Below are 24,201 nucleotides of genomic sequence, written 5' to 3'. Positions count from 1 at the left end.
ATAGGAATATAAAAAAGCCGGCGACATGCCGGCTTTTTGTTTGAGGTCACGGTTTTAAGCAAGGCTTATTCAGCCTTGGGCTGTACGTAGCCTTCCGGCATTTCGAAGCCGCCGGAGAACAGAAATTTTTCCCGTTCGACTTCTAGGATTTTCTTGGTCATCGGGTCGAAACTGGCCAGCCGCTGTTCGTTGATAATCATGGTTTGCATCGCCAGCCAATCTTTCCAGGCCTGCTTGGAAACCTGTTCGAAAATGCGCTGACCTTTAGGGCCGGGAAACGGCGGGGCCTCCAAGCCTTCCGCTTCCATACCCAGTTTTACGCATTTAACCATTCTAGCCATAGTAGTCCTCTTTCAGTTGTGTTAACAGGCGCTTGATAGGCGCCGGTAGTCCGAGCGTATCGAAGTCGGCGAATTTATACCAGAGCGCTTGATTTGCTTCCATCACAGCATCAGTAGGGTTTTGTGCCTGAGCGACGACGGGGGTGTAATCCAGATGGTAGTGAGAAAAGCTGTGCCGGTTTTCGGGGAGCAAGCGAATGCGTTGCCTATCTACGCCGTGCGGCCCGGCCCAAGCGGTCAACCGGTCCAGATCGTCGAATTCGGGCAAGCTCCACAAGCCCCCCCAAATGCCGGCCGGCGGGCGCTTGAGCAGCAAGGTACGCTGCCGGCGATCGAGTAATACCAATAAGTAGCTGCGTTTTACCGGTAGGATTTTGCGCGGTTTGGCGGCCGGGTAATCCGCTACCGCGTTTGCGTGATAGGCTGCGCAGCCCGTGGCAACCGGACAGCGCTTGCATTGCGGTTTGCTACGGGTACAGAGTGTGGCGCCCAAGTCCATCATTGCTTGGGTGTAAGCGCCGCAGCGCCGGTCCGGCGTATAGCGTCCGGCGATTTCCCATAGTTGTGCGGCGACTTTGCTGTTGCCCGGCCAGCCGGGGACGGCGTGAAAGCGACTCAACACGCGTTTGACGTTGCCGTCCAAAATGGGCTGGGATTGTCCGCAAGCGATACTCAAGATTGCGCCGGCCGTCGAGCGGCCTATGCCGGGCAGAGCACTCAGTTCCTCTATGCCGGTCGGAAAGGCGCCACCGTTTGCGGCGATTGCTTTTGCTGTTTTGTGTAAGTTGCGTGCCCGGGCGTAATAACCTAGTCCTGCCCAATACTGCAGAACATGGTCGGTATCGGCGGCGGCCAATGCGGCGATATTGGGAAAACGTTCCATGAAACGCCGGTAATAGCCGATGACGCTGCTTACCTGGGTTTGCTGCAACATGATTTCGGACACCCAAACCCGGTAGGGGTTGATGTCTTGCTGCCACGGCAAGTCTTTGCGGCCGTGCATGTCGAACCAAGCCAGCAAACGCAGTTGAAATTCTTCCGGGCTCATGGTCGGTAACGGGCGCTGTAAAGCTGCGCTCATTCCAAACTCAGGATGAATTCCCACTGCGGTTGGGTGACGGGCATGATGGACAGGCGGTTGCCGCGCCTTACTAGCGCCAAGTCTGCCAGTTCCGGATAGGGTTTCAATTCCTGCAAGCTGATCGTGCGCGCGAGTTTGCGGACGAAACGGACGTCGACCATAAACCAAGTGGGGTTGTCCGCATTGCTTTTCGGATCGAAATATTTGCTGTCGGGGTCGAAGGCGGTGAAATCGGGATAACTTTCCCGGGCTACCTCGGCGATACCGACGATGCCCGGCAAATCGCAGTTGGAGTGATAAAAAAAGATGGGGTCGCCCACTTTCATTTGATCGCGCATCATGTTGCGGGCCTGATAATTTCGCACCCCGTCCCAATGTTCGGTTTGTTTGGGGCGTTGCTGCAAGTCGTCTATGCCGAACGCGTCCGGTTCGGATTTCATTAACCAATAGTTCACGGCGATACCTGTCATGTTTGCGAGGAATTTAGTCGTTGGCTACGATGTCGACCAATAAAATACGGTCCGCATCCAGGCGTAACGATAGGGTTTTGCACAAAAGCTCGCTACCGAAGTCGCGGTAACGCTCCGAAGTGACGATGCGATGGTTATCCCCAATGGTTTCCAAAGCCAACAGTTGATAAAAATAAGGGCGCCATGACCAGTTGTAGCCGATTTTGCGTGGGTTGGTGAACCATTTGTCCTGTTGGAAATTAAAGTCGGGGGAAAGTTGGTTGCCTTGGTTGTCGCATAAGAAAAAGCGCACGACGCCGCTTTGGGTAAAATTCCAGCTGGCCAATTCGTTCAGGTTGAAATCGCCTTGCAGCGCGTCGGCCAAGCGGTAAATCAGCTGTTTGGTAGCGTTGATGGCGCTGAATTCTTGTTTCAGTTTGCTTAAGGTATTTTTCAAAAATTTGCCGCGCAAGGACACGATGTGCTGCTCGAACAAATTGGAAGGTTTGAATTCCGCACTGGCCGGAGAGAATAAATGCCCTTGCACGAATTGCGCGCCGCAGTTCAAACCGAATAGAAATTCTTCGTCAGTTTCCACCCCTTCGCAAATGATTTGACAGCCGGTGCGTTTTCCTAGCCGGGTCAAGCTGTTCACCAGTTCTCCGGCAATGCCGCCCTTGCTGGCTTGTTTGAACAAGCGCATGTCGATTTTGATGATGTCGGGGTGTAGGGTGGTGACGCGTTGCAATTGCGCGGCGCCGCTGCCGAAATCGTCCAACGCGACTCTGAGCCCTTGGTCTCGGTAGCGGCGTACCAGTTCTTTCAGCTTATGCAAATCGACATGTTCCTCGGTGATTTCCACGATAATCCGCTGCCGGTCGATATTCAGTTCTTCCAGCATTTTTAGGGTGGGCGAGGCGTTCAATTGCCTCAGGTTGTTGATCCAGGCCGAGGAAATATTGATGGCCAAATAAGTGCTGTTGTCCAATTCGGCGAACTTTTGCAGGGCTTTCCAGCGCACTTGACGGTCCAGCTCGGTACGTTGTTTGGCGTCTAAATCCGGCGAAGAAAACAGCGCGCCGGCCGATACGATTTTGTTCTGCGCGTTGCGCTGTCGAGCTAAAGCCTCGTAACCGATGATTTTGCCGTTGGCGACGCTGATAATGGGTTGAAAATGCGGGAATAAGTCGAGTTGTGAGTCCATTGTCGGCGAGAGTGTCCTTTAATGCTGCGGCGCGAAACTTGGGGAGTGGCGGTAAGGAAGATCGAAATGCGAAATCAGGCCGTGCATGACTGTTGCCGGCTTGCCGCTCACGAGTCGGCGTGTTGAGAATATGCTGTGCATAGTGGTAATTCGGTTATTGCTATGGGAGGGTATCGCGCGGATTATATGCTCTAATGGCCTAGCCGTTGCAATAGCCGGGGAGGCAATAGGTAATTGCTTTTTTCCGGTTGAATCGCGTCCGATTTTTTGATGCGGCTGGGTCGATCGAATAAGCAGGTGTTTGTGTGCCGTGAACCTTATCGAAGGCGCTCATCCCACTGATAGGTTTTGATTTACCGGGCGATATAGCCGCGTTATGACCGTTACGTGGCGCTTGGGCAATTGAAAGGGGTGATTCCAACGACAGCTTTGCAGATTTCGATACTATCCTGTGCGGTACATCCTTACGGTTTTAGGCGATTTTCAACAATAAACATATCGGAACGGTGCCGGAATTTTGTGCCCCGAGCAAGCTTAAAAACGAGAGGCACTGCGGCGTGCTGCAAGCATTTCCTAGCTGCAGTAGATGGATAAAAAGACCGGTTAGGCTGGTGTGTTTTCACCGGAAATCGGCTTGGCCAGTAATTACGGTGGAGAATTTAAATGAGCGGTAATCCCGTTGAATCGGTAGCGGTACCTACGGTAACGGGCGGCATGCATTTGGCCGATTTATCGAATTTCAAAGCACTGGGCATCGCGTTGGCGATCGGTTTGTTGATAGGCTTGGAACGGGGCTGGCAGATGCGCGACAAGGCCGAAGGCATGCGGGTGGCCGGATTGCGTACTCACGGTTTGTTGGGGCTGTTGGGCGGGGTGTGGGCGCTGATCGCGCAGCAATTGGGCCCTTTGTTACTGGGGCTGGTGTTTTTGAGTTTGTCTTTGATTTTGCTGGTCGCCTACCGCGGCGGGGTAAAACGCTTCGCAGACTTGAGCATTACCGGCAGCGTAGCCTCCTTGTTGACCTTTTCGCTGGGGGCGTTGACCTTAAGCGGACATAGTATGTTGGCGGTGGCCGCGGCAGTCGTGGTGACCTCGTTGCTAGGTTATAAGCCGCTATTGCACGATTGGATAAGCCGGCTGGACCAAGAGGAAGTACACGCCACATTAAAGCTGTTGTTGATTTCCGTGGTAGTGTTGCCGGTATTGCCGAACCGGGACATCGTGTCTTGGGCGCCGGTAAACCTTTACCAAATCTGGTGGATGGTGGTGCTGATCGCCGCGATTTCGTATTTGGGGTATTTTGCGATACGCATCGCCGGCGATAGGCACGGCCCGCTATTGACCGGGATTTGCGGAGGATTGGTTTCTTCCACCGTGGTGACCTTGAATCTGTCGCGTCTGGCTGTGCAGCTACCGGGCTTGCATAACGCGCTGGCGGCCGGTATTTTGACCGCTTGCGCGACCATGCCGGCCCGTATCGTTTTACTGTCGTGGTTGTTCAATAAAGCCTTGTTTCAGTGTTTGTGGCCGGCATTGGTCTTGATGAGCGTGTCCACCTATCTGGCGGCATTCCTGCTATGGCGTTCGGCGGCGGATTATCGAGAGCAACAGGCATTTAAGCTGGAAAATCCGTTTCAATTGGGTACGGCTTTGAAATTCGGTGCCTTGCTGTTGGCCGTTATGTTACTGACTCAATGGATGCGGGATTATTTCGGCGACATGGGTACTTATGTACTGGCGGCGATTTCCGGTATTGCCGATGTGGATGCGATAACCTTGTCGCTGGCGCAAATGGGCAAATCTACGATGCAGACGCAAACTGCCGCTTACGCGATTTTGTTGGCGGTGATCAGCAACACCGGGTTTAAAGTCACGTTGACTTGGGTGCTGGGCGATAGCCGGTTGGCCAGCCTGGTCGGCGGGATTTCAGTGTTGAGCTTGGGATTGGCGGGGTTGGTTTTGGCGGTGCAGTAGCGGGCGTCCGTGCCCGTAGTGTTCGGCGAAAGCCTTAAGGCATGTACATGCCGCCGTTGACGTGCAGTGTTTCGCCGGTAATGTAGGACGCTTGCTCGGATGCCAGGAAGCTGACCGCGTGAGCGATTTCTTCCGGTTGGCCGAGACGGCCGACTGCTATAGCGGAAAGCAGATTTTTCTTGACTTCTTCCGGCAATTCTTTAGTCATGTCGGTATCGATGAAACCCGGGGCCACGGTGTTGACGGTAATGCCGCGCGAACCTATCTCTTTAGCCATGGATTTTGCGAAGCCGACCATGCCGGCCTTGGCCGCCGCGTAGTTGGCCTGTCCGGCGTTGCCGGTGGAGCCGACAACCGACGAAATGTTGATGATGCGGCCGTAACGGGCTTTCATCATGCCGCGCATCACCGCCTTGCTCATGCGGAAGATGGAGGTCAGATTGGTGTTGATGATGTCGTCCCAGTCTTCGTCCTTCATGCGCATCAGCAAGTTGTCGCGGGTAATGCCGGCATTGTTGACCAGGACGGCCGGGGTACCGTAGCTTTCGTCCACCGTTTTGATGAAGACGTCGATGTCGGTGGCATCGGCAACGTTTAATTTAAAGCCTTTACCGTTATCGCCTAGGTAAGCGGAAATAGCGTCTGCGCCGCTGTCGGAAGTGGCTGTGCCCACCACGAAAAATCCGTCGGCCAGCAATCTTTCCGCAATCGCTCGGCCTATGCCACGGCTGGCGCCCGTGACGATGGCAAGTTTCTTATCCATTGTTGGTTAGCTCCAATACTTTTTGTAAAGAATCAGGATCGAACAAACCGTAATGCGCGGCGTCCGGGGCAATACGCTTGTTAAGTCCCATCAACACTTTGCCCGGACCGCACTCGACAAAGCCGGTGACGCCTTGTTCGTGCATGAACTTCACGCTTTCCACCCATCGTACCGGTTTGAACAATTGCTCTGTCAGCGCGACGCGAATGACTTCCGGCGCCCCGTGCGATTTAACGTCGGCGTTGTGTATCAGGGAGACGCTAGGCGGGACGATCGTTATGCTTTGCAATAGCGCGCCAAGTTTTTCTGCAGCCGGCTCCATCAGCAAGCAGTGCGACGGCACGCTGACCGGTAGTTTTACCGCCCGCTTGGCTCCCAGGGCTTTCATGGCCTCTATGGCCCGATCCACCGCGGCGCTATGGCCTGCAATGACCACTTGGCCGGGCGCATTGAAATTGGCGGCTGCGACCACTTCGCCTTGGGCGACTTCGGCGCAGGCATTGACGACTTGGTGGTCTTGCAAGCCTAAAATAGCCGCCATCGCGCCGACGCCTGCCGGCACCGCTTCCTGCATCAAGCGGCCGCGCTCGGCAACCAGTTTAATTGCATCTTCGAAAGCGATAGCCCCGGAACATACCAACGCGGTGTATTCCCCTAGGCTGTGTCCCGCCATCCAGCCTGGCCGGACTGGCGATTGTTGGCACCAAACCCGCCAGGTGGCGACGCCAGCCGCCAGCATGGCGGGTTGAGTGTTCCGAGTTTGATTTAAATCGGCTTCAGGACCTTCGTTGACCAATTGCCACAAATCGAAGCCCAAGACGTCCGAGGCTTGGACGAAGGTTTCTTTGACCTGAGGAAAGGCATCGGCTAAGGCCGACATCATGCCGATTGATTGCGATCCTTGACCAGGGAATACGAAAGCCAGACTGTAGTTTTGCTGATTCATCATTCAATTCAATACTTGAGCAGGGCGGAGCCCCAGGTAAAGCCCGCTCCGAACGCTTCCATCAACACCGTATGACCGGGTTGGATTCTACCGTCCCTGATGCCTTCGTTCAGAGCCAGCAATACCGAGGCTGACGAGGTGTTGCCTTGATTTTCCAAGGTAAGAATAACTTGCTCCATCGACATGCCGAGCTTTTTAGCGGTAGCGGCGATGATGCGGGTGTTGGCCTGGTGGGGCACCAGCCAGTCGATGTCGCTGTGTTGTAAATTATTGGCTTCTAAGGTTTCGTCGACGATCCGGCCCAAGGTATTGACCGCCACTTTGAACACTTCGTTGCCGCGCATTTTGATATACGCGGGTTCGTGTTGTTTTGCAGCTGCCGCGACTTGCGGATTCGGGCAATAAAGCAAGTCTTCGTAACCGCCGTCGGAATGGATGTGAGTCGACAGAATGCCGGGCTGGTCGGAAGCCGCGAGTACTGCGGCGCCGGCACCGTCGCCGAACAAGATGCAGGTGCCTCTATCGCTCCAGTCGACGATACGGGAACAGACTTCGGAGCCTATCACCAGCACGTGTTTGTAGGTGCCTGCGCGTATGTATTGGTCGGCGACGCTCAGGGCGTAAATTGATCCGGAGCAGGCGGCTTGAATGTCGAATGCGGCGCAATTGCTTACGCCCAAGAGTCGTTGCACCAGGCAAGCCGTGCTAGGGTAGACTCTGTCGGGCGTGCCGGTCGCCACCAAAATCAGGTCTATCGATTCGGGCTGTATGCCCGCCATCGCCAAAGCCTGACGAGCGGCGGCCTCCGCCATGGTCGAGGCGCTTTCGTCGTCTGCGGCGATACGGCGGCTTTTGATGCCGGTGCGTTCGTAAATCCACGCATCGGAGGTATCCACCATTTGCGAGATGTCGTCGTTGCTACGTACGGTGGCGGGCAGGTAGCCGCCGGTACCTATGAGTTTACTCCAGCAAGTCATGCGGTTTCCCTAGGGGCCAGTGCGGTTTCCAGCTTGTCGCTGATTTTGCGTAATACGTCTTTTTCAACCTCCACCTCGGCGAGATGGATTGCGGTCTCGAACGCCAAGGCGTCCGCGCCGCCGTGGCTTTTGATGACTAAGCCGCGCAAGCCGACGAAACTGGCGCCGTTGTAGAGACGCGGGTCTATGCTGTCCTTGAATTGCTTCAGCACCGGGTAAGCGATTAAGCCGGCCAGTTTGGTCAGCCAGTTGCGCGCGAAGGTCGCTTTGAGTTTGACGCCTATCATTTTTGCGGCGCCTTCTATGGATTTCAGCGCGATGTTGCCGACGAAACCGTCGGTTACGATCAAGTCCACTTTAACGTTGCCGGCATTGATGGAATTGCCTTCGACATAGCCGATGTAATTCAGGTTGGAGTTTTCCAGCAATTTGGCCGCGGCTTTGACTTGTTCGTTGCCTTTCATGTCTTCTTCGCCGATGTTCAGCAAGCCGACTCTCGGGCGCTCGATGTTTTCGACGGCCTTGACCACTTCTTCGCCCATTACGGCGAATTGGTATAAATGTTCGGCGCTGGAATCTACGTTGCCGCCCAAATCCAACATGTGGGTATGCCCGAAAGTAGAGGGCAGTGTCGAAATAATGGCCGGACGTTCGATGCCCGGAATCATTTTCAACACGAAACGGGCGGTTGCCATCAAGGCGCCGGTGTTGCCGGCGCTGACGCAGGCGTCGGCGCGACCGTCCTTGACCAGATTGATCGCCACTCGCATGGAGGAGTCTTTTTTATTCTTTAAGGCTTTTTGCGGCGCTTCGTCCATTTCGACGACTTGCGAAGCATGCACGATGCTTAATCTGCCCGGAAATTCTTGCAGAGCGCTCGCCAGCATTTCTTGCAATATCGTCTGGTCGCCGACCATGATCAAGTTAAGCCGGGGATTTTTTCGTAAACAGGATAGCGATGCCGGTATCGTCACTTGGGGACCGAAGTCGCCGCCCATGGCATCAATCGAGAGAGTTGAGCTCACACTTAGGACCTAACCCGTGAAGTTAAAGAATAAAAAGGCACATTGTTGACAATGTGCCGTTACGATGAATGTACATAATGTGCATTCGGCCGCTTCCCGCAGGAGATCGGCTCCGATGCGTATCGCGCGGAAACTCTTGCGCCGATGCGAAATGGCGGTTCGGCGCTTAGAGGTTCGCTTTATTCGTCGTCGCTACGGGTGTTGACGATTTGGCGGCCTTTGAAAAATCCGTCCGGCGTCATGTGGTGACGCAGGTGCATTTCGCCGGTCAACGGATCTTGAGAAAGCGTCCTAGCGGTTAACGCGTCGTGGGAACGGCGTTGGCCGCGTCTGGAGCGTGAGACTTTGCTCTTTTGTACTGCCATTTTTACTCTCCGGTTTTTTTAAGATTGGCTAAAACTGAAAATGGATTATGGGTTTGGTCTTGTTTGCTATCGTCGAAATCCGCATCTTTGGAATGACGGCGGACGATGCAGTCATAATCGTGCTTAGGGTAGTCGGGTAACGTCAGCAAAATTTCGTCTTCTATCAACTCATTGAGCGAAATTTTTTCGCCGTTGAACAGCAAGGGCTCGCAATCGATCTCCAATTGATCGGCTTCTTGTAGCGACGAGACCACGGCCAATTTTATCGGTGCATCGATTGCCCATTCCAATTGTTGCAAGCACGATTGACATTCCAGTTGCAGCACGGTTTTGATGTGGCCCGATACCACCGCGTACTTGCCCTGTTTGTCGAATTGCAACTCGACCAGAATATTTCCGCTATTTTCGGAAACGGCGCTCGACAAACGTTCGAGACTGGCTATTTTCAAAGACCCGGACAAAATGCTTCGCCGTTCGGCAAATAGCACAGGATCGATAAATTCAGGAAGTTTGTCTGACATAACTGTACAATCATACAGATTCGCGTTTGTTGCGTCAAACTAACAGATGGTGGGCGGGTATGAATCAGAGCGCGCAGGCGCTTGTCTTGGCGTCGACTTCGGTTTATCGACGAGTATTATTGCAAAAATTGCATGTGGAATTTACCTGTTGTGCCGTTCAGGTGGATGAAACGGCCTTGCCGGGCGAAACGGGGCCGGCGTTGGCGTTAAGACTGTCGATAGCCAAGGCGCAAGCGGCGGCGGCAAACCGGCGCGGTTTAATTATCGGCTCCGATCAAGTCGCGGTTTGCAACGGCGTGTTACTAGGCAAACCCGGAACCGCGGAAGTCGCAGCGGAGCAACTTGCCCGGCAGTCCGGGCAAGTCGTGGCTTTTTACACGGCCGTGTGCGTCCTCGATACTGCAGCGAATCGGCAATTGACCGATTTGGATAGCTGCTATGTGCATTTCAAGCCGCTGAGTGCGGAGCAAATTCGCAGATATTTAGCCGTTGAACAGCCCTTCGACTGCGCCGGCAGCTTCAAATCCGAGGGTTACGGAATTAGTTTGTTCGAACGGATAAACGGCGACGACCCGAATGCCTTGGTCGGGTTGCCGTTGATCAAGCTGTGCGCTTTACTGAATCAATGCGGTTTGCTGATTCCGTGAGGTGGCGACAGTTTGCGGTTGGGCATCAGTTGTTCGAAGATTTCCAGAAATTCGAGCGGCAATTGTTCCATCGCGCTATGTATGCCGCTGATGCTGAGATTTTTAACTTCCAGCGGTAAGGCCGGACTCTCTAATAGAGTTTCTTCGAAATGCCGGCCGTATTCCTTGTCGTCGATCAACCTACTGGCTAAATATACCAAGCTGGCATCCAATCTGAATTCCGCGGCAAAATCCGGTTGCCGGTAATGGCCTATCACTTGGTAGAGCGAGTCCGGTAATTTCCAGGATTTCAACAGTTCGCGGCCGACGTCGGCATGGGTGAAGCCGACGATTTGCCGTTCCGCCTCGGGTAAAAGGCGCCGGTCTTGGCGTATGGTAACCAATACTTGCGAGGATAGCTCCGGGATAGTTTGGTACATCACCAAGGAGCCTATGTCGTGCAGCAATCCGGCCAGAAACATACGTTCCGCGTTAAGAATCGAACATTGTTTGGCCAATAGCCGAGTGACGATGGCGCATTCGACGCTTCTGATCCAAAACAAGGTCATATCGACCAAATCGGTGGAAATTTTGCGAAAACTATCCACCACGCAGGTGGCGACCACTAAGTTGTAAAGTTCTTGGACGCCGATGATGGCTATGGCCCGCGAAATCGTGTCTATCCGGGATTCGAAGCCGTAGAACGAGCTGTTTACCGTTCTAAGCAGTCTGGCCGTTAACGCCGGGTCTTTGCTGATCACGCTACCAATATCCGCCAGGGTGAAGCGGGGATCGTCCATCATTTCGTTAAGCTGAAAATAGATGTCGGGTAAAGTGACTAAATCCTTGATGGTGGCGACGAGCGTTTGTGGGGAACTGGGTTTCACGTTTAGCTTTTTCCGTAAAGTTTCAGCACGTGCTGCACATAGTTTTGAGTTTCGGGGTAGGGGGGAATGGAATAATGGTATTTCATCACCGCGCCTTCGCCCGCGTTATAGCCGGCTACCGCCAATTTTAGATTGGAGTCGAACATGGCCAACAAGTCCTTCAGATAACGGGTGCCGGCGTCTACATTCTGTTCGGCATCGTGGCGGTCGGTCACCCCGTAACGGCGGGCGGTGTCCGGCATCAACTGCATCAAGCCCACCGCGCCGGCTGACGACACTGCGTGCGGGTTATAGGCCGATTCGGCTTGAATCACGGCGTGCAGCAGCTTGGGATCCATCTGGTGCTTGGCTGCGGCTCGGGCAATCAAGTCGTTATATTTGGCTTTATTGCCCGACATGAATTTTAGATCGCGTTTGTAAGTTTTCGGGGGAGTGCGGATGATGAGCCGATAGTACAAGCCTTTTTCCGGCCGGTCGGTATAGTAGATGCGACCGTCCGAATCCACCCGCTTGTATATGTCGGCAACCGCAATTGCCGGGAGCAATAGTAGTAATAACGGAGCCCTTTGCCATTTCATCCGTCGTACTCCCCGTGATACTCGTTATTCCAAAGCAACAATTTTTATGGCGTGTGCGGCGCTTAGCGCTTTTTGCCGCGCGGCGTCCGGGTTGTCCGCAGTCGCCAGGGCAACCCCCATGCGGCGGGCTGCAAAAGCCTGCGGCTTGCCGAATAGGCGTATCTCGCTGTCGGCAATCGCCAGCGCTTGGGCCAGGCCTTGATATTGAAGCGCTACGGCGTCGATACCGCCCAAAATTACCGCACTGGCGCCCGCATTTTGCAAATCGGTGCAGACCGGCAAGCCCAAGATAGCCCTGGCGTGCAGATCGAATTCGCTTTGCCGTTGACTGACCATGGTGACCATGCCGGTATCGTGCGGGCGAGGACTGACTTCGCTGAACCAGACTTCGTCATGACGCACGAACAATTCCACCCCGAATAGCCCCAAACCGCCCAAGGCTTGAGTGACCTTGCCGGCAATGGCTTGAGCGGCGGCCAAGGCTTTCGGATTCATGGGCTGCGGTTGCCAGCTTTCCCTGTAATCGCCGTTTTCCTGTACGTGGCCTATCGGCTGGCAAAAATAGGTTTGTACGTTGCCGGCCGGGTCCAGTGCCCGGACGGTTAACAAGGTGATTTCGAACTCGAAATCGATTTTGCCTTCGACGATGACTTTGCCGGTATCGGTGCGCCCGCCGGCTTTGGCATAGTCCCAGGCCGCTTGCAATTGATCCGGGCTTTTCACCATGGATTGGCCTTTGCCGGACGAGGACATGGTCGGCTTGACGAAACAAGGATAGCCTATGCCGGCATCGACAGCGGTCTGAAGTTGGGCGAACGTTTGCGCGAAGGCGTATTTCGAGGTCGGCAAGCCCAGTTCTTCCGCCGCCAGTTGACGTATGCCCTCCCTGTTCATCGTTAGTTGAATGGCGCGCGCATTCGGAACCACGGTGATACCGCCCAGCGCTTCGACTTCGGCTAACGCATCGGTAGCGATAGCCTCGAGCTCGGGGACGATTAGGGCGGGTTTTTCGTCGGCGATCAAGCGTTTAACCGCCTCGGGATCGGTCATGTCGATCACGTGGCTGCGATGGGCGATTTGCATGGCCGGCGCGCCGGGGTAGCGATCCACCGCTATCACTTCCACGCCGAAGCGTTGCAGCGAAATGGCGATTTCTTTACCGAGTTCGCCGCTGCCCAACAGTAATACTTTCGTGGCGGTCGGGCTATTGGGAGTGCCTATGTTCATCTGGATTGGGCTAAATATTGGTCGATGTCCTGCTTGGAGAAGCCGATTTTTTTGGCCACCCGATCGGCGTGGCTAATTCTGGAAATACCGTCTATCAGTTTGAAGGTCGGTTGTTCGTCGGCAAATTCCACTTGTTTGGGAACGGCGATGCCGCGTTTGACGAATACGTCCACCAGCTGATGGTTGTGGGTGATCAGGATAGTGGAGTTGCCTTTGCGGTAAAAGCCGTCCAACACGTCGATGGACGATTGCATTTTCTCTTCAAAAGTAGTGCCTTCCGCCATTTCGTCAAGCACGACCAGGCTTTTTGCACTACTGGCCAGGAAAATATCCCGGGTGCGCTTCAGTTCGGTACCGAAGCGGCCTTCGCCGTCGTCCAGGTGGCTGATTTCCGGGGCTTGGTAGAAAATCCGGTCGGCCACGCTTAAACGTGCCGCTTTAGCGGGCACGTAGCAGCCGATTTGCGCCAATAATTGAATTTGCGTCACCGTTTTGCAAAACGCGGTTTTGCCGCCGCTGTTAGGCCCGGTTACGCAGACCAGGCGCTGCTCGTCCATGGCAAAATCGTTGCCGACGTAGTCCGGGTTTTTATTGCCCAATACCGGGTTTTTGGCTTCGGTCAATTGCAGGCTGTGAGATTCGCCGTCGTGCAGCTCGGGCAACACGGTGTCGCTGCCGTAATTTTCAGCGTATTTGATGAAGGCCAGAAGTTCGTCGAGTTGCCCTAAACCGTCCAGTAGTTCGCCCAAGGCTGCCGAGCGGCGAAACCGCTCGCGTAGCGGGATGATGCAATTGTCCCGATCGTAGCCGCCGATGACCGGGATATAGGCCAGCATCAGCGGTAAAAAGAACACCGAAGCGACCGAGATGCCGTCCTTGCTGAATTGGAACATGTCGCTGGGAAAGATTTTCAATACCCCCCAAATAGCCGCGGCGATCAGGCCGAGCAACAGCGGTTTGAACAGGGTGGGGCGAAAAAGAGTAGCCGGCGCGAAGCTGCCTTTTCGCTCTTCTTTGCTCTGGATGCCTTGTTCGCTGTTATAGACCGGGCCCACCATCAGCGAATAGTCGTGGCTGTCGGCAAAACGGCCGATTTTGTCGAACACGCTTTGCAGATAAGGCGATTGCGGTTTGCCGGAATTTTGAATGGCACCGACCAGATTCAGTACGAAGTTGATGCCGCGCCGGTATTGCTTGTAACCGTAACCTTCGATTTGGTTGTCGGCGCGCGCGGTGCCGAAACTGCCTAAAAATTCGCCGAACAGCAGTAAATACAAACGGTGCTCGCCGGGCGCGGCCTGGGCGACGATGTTTTCCACGTTTTCCCGCACTGCCGGGTTGTCGCGGATCTCGCGCACGGCAGCCTGCTTGGCGACAATCTCATTCAGGTCCGCCGGGGGCTGAGTCAGCGAACGGTACAGCACGGTTTGCCCGGCGAGGGTGCCGGCGTAGTTGAGATGGTCGAACAGTTCGTCGACCTCTATGGTATTGAAGGCGCTTGGGTCGAGTACGCCTTGGCCGGTGGGGAGCGCTTGGCTTTTTCGCACCACTGGCCATTCGTCGTCGTTCCAGCTTTGTAATACGTTTTGTTGCATGCTCCCCTCCGGTGTCAAAGGCCGCTCTTATTCGGCGGCTAATATTAATTCGGCCATGAGTTCCACGTGGTTGTCGTTGTCGTTCAGAGCCGGAATGTAGCGGTAACTCTTACCGCCGGCGGCTAAGAATAGTTCTTTGTTGGTAATGGCGATTTCCTCCAAGGTTTCCAGACAATCGACCGCGAAGCCGGGGCAAACCACGTCGACTTGACGGACGTCTTGTTTGGGCAATTCCTGTAAAACTTCTACGCAATACGGTTTGAGCCACTCGGCCCGGCCGAAACGCGACTGGAACACCAGACGCCATTGTTTATCCGTCAACTGCAATTCTTCCGCCAGCAAACGCGCAGTGGTTTGGCAATGATAGAAATAGGGGTCGCCCATTTCGGTCAAGGCCGCCGGCAATCCGTGAAACGACATCAGCAGCAAGCCGGCTTGGCCTTGGGTTTGCCAATGCTGGCGAATCGACTCGGCGACGGCTTTGATATAGGCCGGCGTTTGGTGGTAATCGCTGACGAAGCGCAACGACGGTAGGTGGCGCCATTTGCAGAACTCGGCCGCTACCACGTCGAAAACCGCTGCGGTGGTGGTGGAGGAGTATTGCGGATATAGCGGTACAATCACGATGTTTTGCACGCCTTGCTGTTTGAGTTCCTGCAACTTGTCGGCCAAGGCCGGCTTGCCGTAGCGCATCGCGCAATCGATCAACAACTGTTCGTCGCCTATGCGCTTGGCGAGTTTGTCGCTGAGTTGCCGGGTATAGGCCAGCAGCGGCGAGCCTTTGTCGGTCCAGATCGCTCGATAAGCATGGGCCGATTTGCGCGGTCGCAGCGGCAGGATGAACAGGTTCAATATCAGCCACCACAGTGGCCGCGGCAGATTGACTACCCGTGGGTCGCCTAAAAATTCGCGCAGAAATTGGCGAACGTCGCGGGTGCGGGTGCTGGCCGGAGACCCCAAATTGACCAGCAGCACCCCGGTTTTGCGCGCTAAGCTTGCAGCCATACGTTACTTACGGTTGATCAGATTTAAAAACTCGGAGCGGGTGGAAATTTCTTCGCGGAAGATGCCGGTCATGACCGAGGTGGTCATCACCGAATTTTGCTTTTCCACGCCGCGCATCATCATGCACAAATGCTTGGCTTCGACCACAACCGCCACTCCGCGGGCGTTGATGGAGGTTTCCACCGCGTCGGCGATTTGTCTAGTCAGTTGTTCCTGGATTTGCAAGCGGCGTGCATACATGTCGACGATGCGGGCCAGTTTGGATAAACCCAGTACCCGGCCTTGCGGCAAATAGCCGATATGGCATTTGCCGATAAACGGCAACAAATGGTGTTCGCACAAAGAATACAGTTCGATGTCCTTGACGATCACCATGTCTTCGGTGTCGGCTTCGAAGATGGCGCCGTTCAGTACGTCGTCCAAATTTTTCTCGTAGCCGTTGTTCAAAAATTTGAAGGCTTCGGCCGCCCGTTTCGGGGTATCGCGCAGACCTTCCCGGTTAACGTCCTCGCCGATAGTCTCAATAATTTTGCGGAAATATTCTTCCATTGCCGTCCCCCCTGATGCAAAAAATGGCCCGAGTATACCTCAACCACCGGTAAATTCTAAGGCGCGCAATAGTACCCGCGCGTCGGCTCCCGGCTTGGCGGCGTGTTCGCTGAGATGCCGGCGCCAGGCCCGCGCGCCGTTGGCGCCGTGAAACAGGCCGAGCAGGTGGCGGGCGATGTTGTTCAAGCGCGCACCTTGGGCTAATTGCTGTTCCACGTACGGTATCAGTGCCAATACGACGTCGCGTCGGCTGGGAATCGGGCTGTCGCTGCCGAACAACTCCCGGTCTACCTGGCTGAGAATATAGGGATTGTGATAGGCCTCGCGGCCCAGCATCACCCCGTCCACCGTTTCGAGCAAACTTGTAGCGGTTTGCAGGGTCGTTATGCCGCCGTTGATGACGATTTCCAGATGCGGAAAATCCCGCTTCAGCTGGGCGACCACGTCGTAGCGCAGCGGAGGAATTTCCCGGTTTTGTTTCGGCGATAGTCCGCTCAACCAGGCCTTGCGGGCGTGTACGATGAAGGTGTTGCAGCCTGCTGCGGACACGGTGGCGATAAAGTCGAGCAACTCGGGGTAGGAGTCTTTGTCGTCTATGCCGATGCGCGATTTGACCGTGACCGGAACCGGCACCGCCTGATGCATCGCTGCGACGCAATCGGCCACTAGCTTGGGTTCGGCCATCAGGCAGGCGCCGAAACGGCCGTTCTGCACCCGGTCGCTGGGGCAGCCTACGTTCAGATTGATTTCGGCGTAGCCGTATTCTGCGCCGATGCGGGCGCAGGCCGCCAAATCGCCGGGATCACTGCCGCCCAGTTGCAGCGCGACCGGTTGTTCTTCGGCATTGAAGCGTAAGTGTCTGGCTGCGTCGCCGCGCAAAATTGCGCCGGTCGTGACCATTTCGCTGTATAGCAGGGCGCGTTTGGATAGCAAGCGAAAAAAGTAACGGCAGTGGCTATCGGTCCAATCCAGCATCGGCGCGACGCAAAAACGTCGGCTCAAGCCGGGATGGGGCTGCGGGGCGGCGGCCAGGTCGGCCGCCGTTGAGTCTATTGGTTCGAGCATGTTTGAAAGCGGATTGCAGGCAGGCGGAATTTTCCTCAGGACGCGGAGGACGGCGCGGGTTGATCGGGGGATTGCGGATGGTCGGTTTCGTCGCGGTGGGCTTTTTTCAAGGTAGTGCCGGCTGGTTTGAAGGTGTGCAAATCGGCTTCCGATTCCACGCCCTGCGCCGCACAGCCCCAGGATAATTGTTGATCTTGGGTGAAACGTTTGCCCAATTGCCAGGCGATTTGGGCCCGGGCTAACTCGACGCCCAGATAAAAAGCGTGACCGCCGTCGCTTTCCACCCCCAATTTCGGAAACAGCTCGAACGGATCGACGGCGGTGTGGAAACCGTCGCGGTTGAAGACGTGCAAGCCGTCGCGGCTGACTTGAATGCGATAACTGGGGTCCTTGATTTCGGCCGCTATCGCCTCGATTTCGTCGCGCCGGTACGGGAAAGGCGCGGTATCGTGCACAGTCAGCAAGTCCGCCGAAATGTGTTTGGGCAGACTGTCGTGCTGTTTGGCGGCATACATGATGCGGCGGGCCCGGTCGGCCTCGCGGACGGCGCGGCAGGCGTGTTGGCTGACTTCGGTGGCCAGAATGTGGTTGATGTCCAGCTCGGAACAAATGCCGAGCAAAAGAGCATTCATGCCGGCCGTGTCGGCGTGGGTGAGTTCGGTCAAGTTGCCGACGCCCAGCATCATTTCGACTTCCGGATAACGTTGGCGGAATTGGTAGTTGCGCGCTAACGAGGCGGTGAAGCCGAAGTGGATAGGATCCAGAATCGGGTCGACGATGAAGGCGCGGCCTTTGCGCTGTAAACCTTCGATGGCCGCATCCACGCTGGATAAATCCCCGTGCACCTGCGGAATTACTATCGGCGTGGCCGCCACTTCGTCGGCTATCCACAAGCTGCGCTCGGTCAGGCTGAGCAGATAATCGGCCCCGGCCCGGCCGCCGGCCAGCAAATCGGCGTCTTCCAGCGAATCGATGCTGACCGTGAAACCCTCCTGTTTCAGGGTGCGTATGCTGTCGGTCAGATGCGGAAACGGCGTGCCGGGCAGGCAGCCGATGTCGATCACGTCGGCGCCGTTGGCCCGGTAATAATGGGCTCGTTCGACGATGGCCTCCACCGAGATAGTGGGGGCGTCGACGATTTCGGCAAAAATCTTGGTCCGGTAACGGCTTAAATCATAGTGATGTGCGCCCTTACCGAAATAAAGCGGCAGATCCTTGACTTCCTCCGGGCCGCGCTCGACCGGCACGCCGAGTTGTTGCGACAACGCGGCAATGTCGCCGCGGCAACGGCCGGGGATGACGATGCGGGTGGCGCCGTCGGTGTCCTGCAAACGCCGGCCTATCATCTCGGTGGTCATCAAGGCGGCGACTTTTACTCCCATTTCCTTGACCTTGTACAAAAAGTCCGGCTGCATGGCCGCCAGAATTTGCCGCAATTGTTTTTCGGCCAGTTTGCCGGTCAGAAATAAAATGCGTTCCGGTTCGGCGTTCATAAGCCCAAGTGCGCCAGGCGCCGGTCGACCGCGATTTTTAACTCGTCCACGCTTTCCACGACTTCGGTATAGGGAAAGGTTTTGATTTTTTCGGTGGCTTCCAAATCGATGGGGCGCGGATACACCATGACTTTTTTCTTGCCGGGCGCGGTAGTTTCCATTTCCGGCGCCACGTCGCACGGGTAGACGATACTGGGCACACGGCATTTGCCTGCTTGCGAATACAGATTGGTGACCAGCGAGTCGGCGATGCCCAATACGCATTTGGCGATGGTATTGGATGTGCTCGGCGCCATCACGAAGGTATGATAGCGGCCGGTGTAAAACCAGCCTACCGGCGGCGCGGAAGCCGCTTTATCCCGGTATATCGGCAGTCGGTCGCGGATGTCTTTCAGCTCAACGCCGTACATGCGCAGCACTTCTTCGCCGGCTTGGCTGAGGTATAAATCCACGTCGCTAAGGCTGAGCAGGTATTCGAGGCATTCTTCGATATAATGGCCGGAGCCTGTAATCGCCCAGGCGAGTCGTGGTGGTTTCATCGGCAAATTCAACGAGCAAACAGGTGGGCATTATACCCCAGCCGCCATGCCGGACTCGCTTCCTATGCTGTTTGGCGCAAGCCGATTTGCGCAATCGGTGGCGTTCGGCGGTTTGGATTGCGGGTAGTTTCAATTTCGCTGCTGCCGGTCTTGCGTGCCGGTTCGGAAAGTCGCTATGCAGATCAACAATATTCTCGCTTCTACTCCTGCTGCCGGCCAATCGGCCCAAGTCATGGTGTTTACCAGCGGCAAAGGCGGAGTCGGCAAAACCAGCGTCGCCGCCAATGTGGCGACGGCCATCGCCCGCCGCGGCGGGCGGGTCTGTTTGTTCGATGCCGATACCGGTTTGGCCAATATCAACATTCTGTTGGGATTGCGGCCGGAGTTTACCTTGGAGCAGGTGATCGACGGGCAAAAATCCATTCGCGACATCGTGGTTGAAACCCCGCAAGGCGTATCCGTGGTGCCGGGGGCCAGCGGCGTTGAGGCCTTGGCCAATCTCGACTCGGCCGGGTTAAATCGCTTGAGTGCGGCGATGGCGGAACTCGAGGCCGACTACGACTATTTTTTGATCGATACCGCCGCCGGCGTAGCGGACAACGTGCTGAAAATCATCCAGGCGGCGCCCTACACGTTTTTATTGATCACCCAAGAGCCGACCTCGCTGACCGACGCCTTTGCCTTGTTGAAATTATTGCACGGCCGCAGTTACCCGGGGCGGTTGCGGGTGATCGTCAACATGGCCGGCGATTACGCCCAAGCCACCGAAACCTTTCGCCGCTTTGCCGCGGCCGCGGAGAAATATCTGCAGTTGCAAGTGGAATACGGCGGCTTTGTGGCCGATGATGCCGAGGTCGCCAAATCGGTTCTCCGGCAAACGCCTATCGTCGAATCGTTGCCCAATGCGCCGGCCAGCCGCTGCTTATATGCCTTGGCCGATAACATCATGCGTTATCTGGGGGCGGAAGCCGGCGCATCCGGTTGGACGGATTATTGGCGAAGTTTGTTGGCCGAGGTCGAGCTTAGTCCTGCAGCCGCAGCGGTATCCGGCCCGGTGCCGGACGGCAGCGCGAGCGTGGCCGAGAGCCAAACGTTGGAGGCCTTGTGCCGCCGCGTGTTGGCGGCTTTCACAAATTACCGCGGCGACCAGCCGCAACTTCAAGGCTTTTTCGGCGATTTGCTGACGGCGTATGTCGATGCGCTTGGCGTATATCCGCCGGGATTCGAGGCAGTGTTGTTTCGCTGGCTGGAAGCGGAAGATTATGCCGGCTCCAAGTTGCAGGAATTAGTCGCTAATTTGGAAGTGCTGTACATGCTGCGCCATCAGCAGCCGCTGTTTAGTGTGGAAACTCACGCCGCACGCTTGGTTGCGGCGAGCCAAGGTGACGAAGCGCGTTTGCGCGGCTTGATCGGGCAATTGCGTAGCGCCTACCGGCAGGCCTTTAAAACCGAGGTATTCGACGCCAGGCAGGAACTTGTGGACGGCATCGCGCGCGACGACTTTCATGCCGAGGATTTCCAGCAGTTACTGGATGTCTTGTTGTCGGCTTATCGGCGGCGCTTCGGCCAACCGTATAAGGGGCAAAGCGAGCTGCTGCTGGAATTGACCGCCGAAAAACTGCAGGAAATCAACGCCGGCGAGCAAAATCTCAAGCGGCAAATCGACGGCTTGCAACAAAGTGCGGCCGAACTGCGGCAGCAGCGAGAAGCCTTGTTGGCCGCGTTGCAAACCGCGGCGGAGGCCAATCTTACTCCCGACCGGTTGACGAAGGACTGAGGCGATTGACTGCGAAAATATACTCATACTCGCCTGATAGGCGGCCGCTTTTACACTCGGTAGCCGCACAACAAACCGGTGCCGTTCGGGTGCAGTTATTCCCGGCAATCGACTAAGCGCTTTATTCGTTTAAATCGAAAATTTTGATGTGGGTCAGTTTGCTAAAAAAACCGCTGCCGGCGCGGGTGTGCAGCAAATGGTTGGCGACGTTTTCGAACACCGCGATGCTGCGGCTATCGACGGTATAAGTGGGTTTATTGTGCAGTTTTTGTTGTTCCGGCGGCAGGATATCGTGCGGCGATTTTAACGAGGTGTCCAGCGCCAGGCACCAGGTGCGGCCTTCGATGTGCGGTAGCTGGTGTTTGTGCTTCAGATGCGACATATTCATCACTACGTGCAAATCCGGGTCTTCCGGCGCTACTCCGGCCAAGGTATAAGCCAAAAAGCGCAGCTCGGGATTGTGCCAGTCCGGAGCCTGATTGGGCTCGGTACCGTACCAAGCAATGTCGGCAAGGTCGCGCAGCTCCAATTTGTCGCCACTCAGAAAGTTGCGGCGCATCAGCGAATGATGGCGTTTACGCAGTTGAATCATTTGTTGGACGAAGCGGACGATGTCGGTATTTTGCTGGCAATCGTTCCAGTCCAACCAGCTGAGGTCGTTATCTTGACAATAACCGTTGTTGTTGCCTTTCTGGCTGTTCAAGAACTCGTCCCCGGCCAATAACATCGGTACGCCGTGGCTCAGCAGCAATAGCGCGAAGGCGTTTTTAGCTTGTTTGCGGCGCAGGGCCAGGATGGCGCCATTTTGGGTCGGTCCTTCCGCGCCGCAGTTGTAACTGATGTTGTTGTTGCAGCCGTCGCGATTATGTTCGCCGTTGGCGTAATTGTGTTTATCGTTGTAGCTGAACAAATCGTGCAGGGTGAAGCCGTCGTGGCAGGTGATGAAGTTGATGCCGCTGATGGGCAGCCGGCCTTGATGTTGATACAAATCGCTGCTGCCGCAAATGCGGGTAGCCAGTTCGCTGACTACGCCCCCGTCGCCGCGTAAAAACCGGCGGACGGTATCCCGGTACATGCCGTTCCATTCCCCCCAGCGGTAACCCGGAAAGCTGCCGACTTGGTATAAACCGGATGCGTCCCAGGCCTCGGCGATCAATTTGGATTTGGCTAGTTGTTGCGACAGTTCTATGCCCCAGACTACCGGCGGATCTTGCATCACGTGGCCGTCTTCTCCGCGCGACAGCGCGCTGGCCAAATCGAAGCGAAAACCGTCTACGTGCATTTCCCGCACCCAGTATTCCAGCGAACTGATGATGAAATTGCTGACCACCGGATGGTTGGCGTTCACCGTGTTGCCGCAACCTGTGTAGTCGAAGAAAATTCGCCTGTCGTGCTTATCGGTCAGATAAAAACTATTGCCGGTGATGCCTTTGAAATTGATGACCGGTCCTTCCGCGCCGGCCTCCGAGGTGTGGTTGAACACCACGTCCATGATTACGCCGATGCCGGCTTTGTGCAAAGCCTTGACCAAGTCCCGAAATTCGCGGATATGGCTGGCTTGCTCCGGCGTCACGCAATAGCCGGGGTGCGGACTGAAAAAACTGTGCGTGCTGTATCCCCAATAATTGTTCAAACCTAAATCGGCGGTATGCGGCGGTACGTCTTGGCGGTCGAAGGCCATGACAGGCAGTAACTCGACGTGGGTGATGCCCAAATCGCGCAGATAGGGTATTTTTTCGATCAAGCCGGCAAAGGTACCCGGGTGTTTGACTTGAGACGACTCGTGGCGGGTAAAACCGCCCACGTGCAGCTCGTAAACGATGGCTTTTTCGCTGCGAATCGCCAGCGGCGTGTCGCCTTCCCAGTCGTAATCGCTTTCATCCACCACGGCGGCCCGCATTGCGCGGCCACTGTTGTCGCCCGGCAGGCAGGCGGCGGCACGGTTCCACAACTTGTCGCTGACCGCCCTGGCCCAAGGGTCCAGCAGCAATTTGTCGCGGTCGAACCGCAAGCCGGCTTCCCGGGTGGCGCAAGGGCCGTCTATGCGCCAACCGTACCAAACGCCGGGGGGTAGTGCTTCTACGAACACATGCCAGGAAAAAAACGTGTGGTTTTTATGTCTATCGAGCGGGATGACTTGAAAAGGGGTTGCGCTATCGTCCTGCGCGAACAGTAACAGCTCTACCTGAGTGGCATAGCGGCTCATGATCGAGAAATTCACGCCTTCCGCACTGACTAAGGTGCCGTGAGGGTAAGGGCTGCCCGGTCGTAGATGGTATGTAGGGTGCATGGGTTGGGTAGGAAAACGATGGAATGCGGGGATTTTACTGCAAATCAGCGGCTAGGCCCTATCGGCATTTGGCTTTCCGTCCTGTCCGGGCATGGCTACGAGTAAGAATAGGCCTAGGTTTGCCGAGCTTGCCGGCTTTGATCGTCCGGTCTTGGAGAGGCCGAGTACGGGGGCATGAGACCGGCCGATGAACGCTCAATGTGCGGGAGCGATGTGTTGCCGCGATAGTGTTGGTGTCCGGGGGCGACAGCGGGTTTCACCTGTCTGCCCGTTCAAACCCGGTTCGGATTAAGGATGTTGACGATGAAAGTCATTGTGGGAGCGACGCCCTCGTCGCGACGAGGGCGTCGCTCCCACCGAAAAACTTTCATTTGCCGGGATGATGCCGCTTTTTCATGGGCGTTAGACTTATTCAACGCGTTCCACCGCTGTTCGGCCTACGAGCCGAACAGCGGTGCGCGGTCATGCCATTAGCCAGAAAAAACCGCCGGTTAAGACAACGAGTTGCGTGGCCACCCATTGGATTTTTTGCCGATTGGGCATGGATTCCCAGGCAAACCGGATGTTGAGTTTGCTTTGCTCGAAAAAACAGTGGCAGCGGTGGCGCCAGCGGTGCAGCATGCGCGGCAAGCGCCGCCAGAAACGGTAAGCCATGCCTGCTCCTACCATGCAATTAAAGTAAAACGTCAGCATTTGCGCAGTGGCTTTATTCAGCTCGAAGCTATGGATCAGCCATTCTTCCAACAAAAACGATTCGATTTCGTAAACCATATGCAAAATGATGGCGATGCCGTGCAGCAACTTGGCTTTCAGATCGAACATGACATCGGGTGAAACCAGTAGACCGATCAATACGATCATTATCGCAATGGTTTTTATCGACGGTTTTTTCATGCGGTTGTCCTCCGGCTCTCGGTGTGTCGT

Annotated in this window: 24 protein-coding genes; 3 read left to right on the top strand and 21 right to left on the bottom strand. The window is 55.7% G+C overall.

Annotated elements, in window-relative coordinates; all coding sequences use genetic code 11:
* Positions 1-65 precede the first annotated feature (65 nt).
* From F1E05_RS17695 to F1E05_RS17680, 4 genes are read right to left on the bottom strand one after another with little or no spacing between them, the layout of a single operon-like run.
* A complete protein-coding gene (locus F1E05_RS17695; protein ID WP_150050815.1) occupies positions 66-341 on the bottom strand; it encodes an oxidative damage protection protein in 276 nt (91 codons plus the stop codon).
* Positions 334-1,422 carry an A/G-specific adenine glycosylase gene (gene mutY, locus F1E05_RS17690; RefSeq protein ID WP_332095523.1) on the bottom strand — a complete coding sequence of 363 codons (1,089 nt, stop codon included), beginning with the start codon at positions 1,420-1,422 and terminating at the stop codon, positions 334-336. The genes F1E05_RS17695 and mutY overlap by 8 nt, the downstream gene beginning before the upstream one ends.
* Entirely contained in the window at positions 1,419-1,877 is a 459-nt protein-coding gene (locus tag F1E05_RS17685) for an EVE domain-containing protein (RefSeq protein WP_150050813.1), read from the bottom strand. The genes mutY and F1E05_RS17685 overlap by 4 nt, the downstream gene beginning before the upstream one ends.
* Positions 1,878-1,905: 28 nt before the next feature.
* Entirely contained in the window at positions 1,906-3,075 is a 1,170-nt protein-coding gene (locus F1E05_RS17680; RefSeq protein WP_150050811.1) for an EAL domain-containing protein, read from the bottom strand.
* A 663-nt stretch (positions 3,076-3,738) separates the two neighbouring features.
* Between F1E05_RS17680 and F1E05_RS17675 the strand changes: the two genes are divergently transcribed.
* Positions 3,739-5,049, top strand: coding sequence for an MgtC/SapB family protein (locus F1E05_RS17675; protein ID WP_232056696.1), 1,311 nt, complete (start codon positions 3,739-3,741; stop codon positions 5,047-5,049).
* Positions 5,050-5,083: 34 nt separating this feature from the next.
* Here F1E05_RS17675 and fabG read toward each other — a convergent pair whose 3' ends face one another.
* From fabG to F1E05_RS17645, 6 genes are all read right to left on the bottom strand, one after another.
* Entirely contained in the window at positions 5,084-5,812 is a 729-nt protein-coding gene (fabG, locus tag F1E05_RS17670) for a 3-oxoacyl-ACP reductase FabG (RefSeq protein WP_150050809.1), read from the bottom strand.
* Positions 5,805-6,758, bottom strand: a complete 954-nt coding sequence (gene fabD, locus F1E05_RS17665) for an ACP S-malonyltransferase (RefSeq protein ID WP_190303334.1) — start codon at positions 6,756-6,758, stop codon at positions 5,805-5,807. The genes fabG and fabD overlap by 8 nt, the downstream gene beginning before the upstream one ends.
* Before the next feature lie 8 nt (positions 6,759-6,766).
* Positions 6,767-7,735 (bottom strand): beta-ketoacyl-ACP synthase III, encoded by a 969-nt coding sequence (locus F1E05_RS17660; RefSeq protein WP_150050805.1) that lies wholly within the window; start codon positions 7,733-7,735, stop codon positions 6,767-6,769.
* Positions 7,732-8,760 (bottom strand): phosphate acyltransferase PlsX, encoded by a 1,029-nt coding sequence (plsX, locus tag F1E05_RS17655; protein WP_150050803.1) that lies wholly within the window; start codon positions 8,758-8,760, stop codon positions 7,732-7,734. Before plsX ends, F1E05_RS17660 begins: the two co-directional genes overlap by 4 nt.
* Before the next feature lie 179 nt (positions 8,761-8,939).
* A complete protein-coding gene (rpmF, locus tag F1E05_RS17650; RefSeq protein ID WP_150050801.1) occupies positions 8,940-9,125 on the bottom strand; it encodes a 50S ribosomal protein L32 in 186 nt (61 codons plus the stop codon).
* A 2-nt stretch (positions 9,126-9,127) separates the two neighbouring features.
* Positions 9,128-9,646 (bottom strand): YceD family protein, encoded by a 519-nt coding sequence (locus F1E05_RS17645; protein ID WP_150050799.1) that lies wholly within the window; start codon positions 9,644-9,646, stop codon positions 9,128-9,130.
* Between the two features lie 59 nt (positions 9,647-9,705).
* Here F1E05_RS17645 and F1E05_RS17640 point away from each other — a divergent pair, with 59 nt between their 5' ends.
* A complete protein-coding gene (locus F1E05_RS17640; RefSeq protein ID WP_150050797.1) occupies positions 9,706-10,293 on the top strand; it encodes a Maf family protein in 588 nt (195 codons plus the stop codon).
* On the opposite strand, the gene F1E05_RS17635 is transcribed toward F1E05_RS17640, so the two are convergent.
* Genes F1E05_RS17635 through F1E05_RS17595 form a run of 9 tightly spaced genes read right to left on the bottom strand, consistent with a single transcriptional unit; the run spans position 10,269 to position 19,210 of the window.
* Complete coding sequence (locus F1E05_RS17635) at positions 10,269-11,159, bottom strand: HDOD domain-containing protein (protein WP_150050795.1); 891 nt, start codon at positions 11,157-11,159, stop codon at positions 10,269-10,271. The genes F1E05_RS17640 and F1E05_RS17635 overlap by 25 nt on opposite strands.
* A gap of 2 nt (positions 11,160-11,161) precedes the next feature.
* Positions 11,162-11,737, bottom strand: coding sequence for a lytic transglycosylase domain-containing protein (locus F1E05_RS17630; protein WP_150050793.1), 576 nt, complete (start codon positions 11,735-11,737; stop codon positions 11,162-11,164).
* Positions 11,738-11,761: 24 nt separating this feature from the next.
* Positions 11,762-12,964, bottom strand: a complete 1,203-nt coding sequence (gene purT, locus F1E05_RS17625) for a formate-dependent phosphoribosylglycinamide formyltransferase (protein WP_150050791.1) — start codon at positions 12,962-12,964, stop codon at positions 11,762-11,764.
* Complete coding sequence (locus tag F1E05_RS17620) at positions 12,961-14,559, bottom strand: MutS-related protein (protein WP_150050789.1); 1,599 nt, start codon at positions 14,557-14,559, stop codon at positions 12,961-12,963. Before F1E05_RS17620 ends, purT begins: the two co-directional genes overlap by 4 nt.
* 27 nt (positions 14,560-14,586) lie before the next feature.
* A complete protein-coding gene (hemH, locus tag F1E05_RS17615; protein WP_150050787.1) occupies positions 14,587-15,564 on the bottom strand; it encodes a ferrochelatase in 978 nt (325 codons plus the stop codon).
* Positions 15,565-15,567: 3 nt separating this feature from the next.
* Positions 15,568-16,113, bottom strand: a complete 546-nt coding sequence (gene folE, locus F1E05_RS17610; protein WP_150050785.1) for a GTP cyclohydrolase I FolE — start codon at positions 16,111-16,113, stop codon at positions 15,568-15,570.
* A gap of 39 nt (positions 16,114-16,152) precedes the next feature.
* Positions 16,153-17,178, bottom strand: a complete 1,026-nt coding sequence (gene dusA, locus F1E05_RS17605) for a tRNA dihydrouridine(20/20a) synthase DusA (RefSeq protein WP_150050783.1) — start codon at positions 17,176-17,178, stop codon at positions 16,153-16,155.
* A gap of 35 nt (positions 17,179-17,213) precedes the next feature.
* On the bottom strand, positions 17,214-18,671 hold the full coding sequence (locus tag F1E05_RS17600; protein ID WP_150050781.1) for a DUF6513 domain-containing protein: 1,458 nt from the start codon (positions 18,669-18,671) through the stop codon (positions 17,214-17,216).
* Positions 18,668-19,210, bottom strand: coding sequence for a flavoprotein (locus tag F1E05_RS17595; protein WP_150050779.1), 543 nt, complete (start codon positions 19,208-19,210; stop codon positions 18,668-18,670). The genes F1E05_RS17600 and F1E05_RS17595 overlap by 4 nt, the downstream gene beginning before the upstream one ends.
* A 175-nt stretch (positions 19,211-19,385) precedes the next feature.
* On the opposite strand from F1E05_RS17595, the gene F1E05_RS17590 reads away from it, so the two are divergent.
* On the top strand, positions 19,386-20,987 hold the full coding sequence (locus tag F1E05_RS17590) for a MinD/ParA family protein (RefSeq protein WP_150050777.1): 1,602 nt from the start codon (positions 19,386-19,388) through the stop codon (positions 20,985-20,987).
* A gap of 121 nt (positions 20,988-21,108) precedes the next feature.
* Here F1E05_RS17590 and glgX read toward each other — a convergent pair whose 3' ends face one another.
* Positions 21,109-23,277: a glycogen debranching protein GlgX gene (glgX, locus tag F1E05_RS17585; RefSeq protein ID WP_150050775.1), complete on the bottom strand. Its 2,169-nt coding sequence runs from the start codon at positions 23,275-23,277 to the stop codon at positions 21,109-21,111.
* Positions 23,278-23,739: 462 nt separating this feature from the next.
* Complete coding sequence (locus tag F1E05_RS17580) at positions 23,740-24,171, bottom strand: hypothetical protein (RefSeq protein ID WP_150050773.1); 432 nt, start codon at positions 24,169-24,171, stop codon at positions 23,740-23,742.
* Positions 24,172-24,201 lie beyond the last annotated feature (30 nt).

Origin of the sequence: Methylomonas rhizoryzae, from assembly GCF_008632455.1 — a bacterium.
GTDB classification, from domain to species: domain Bacteria; phylum Pseudomonadota; class Gammaproteobacteria; order Methylococcales; family Methylomonadaceae; genus Methylomonas; species Methylomonas rhizoryzae.
This window is presented reverse-complemented; position numbering and strand designations above follow the sequence as displayed.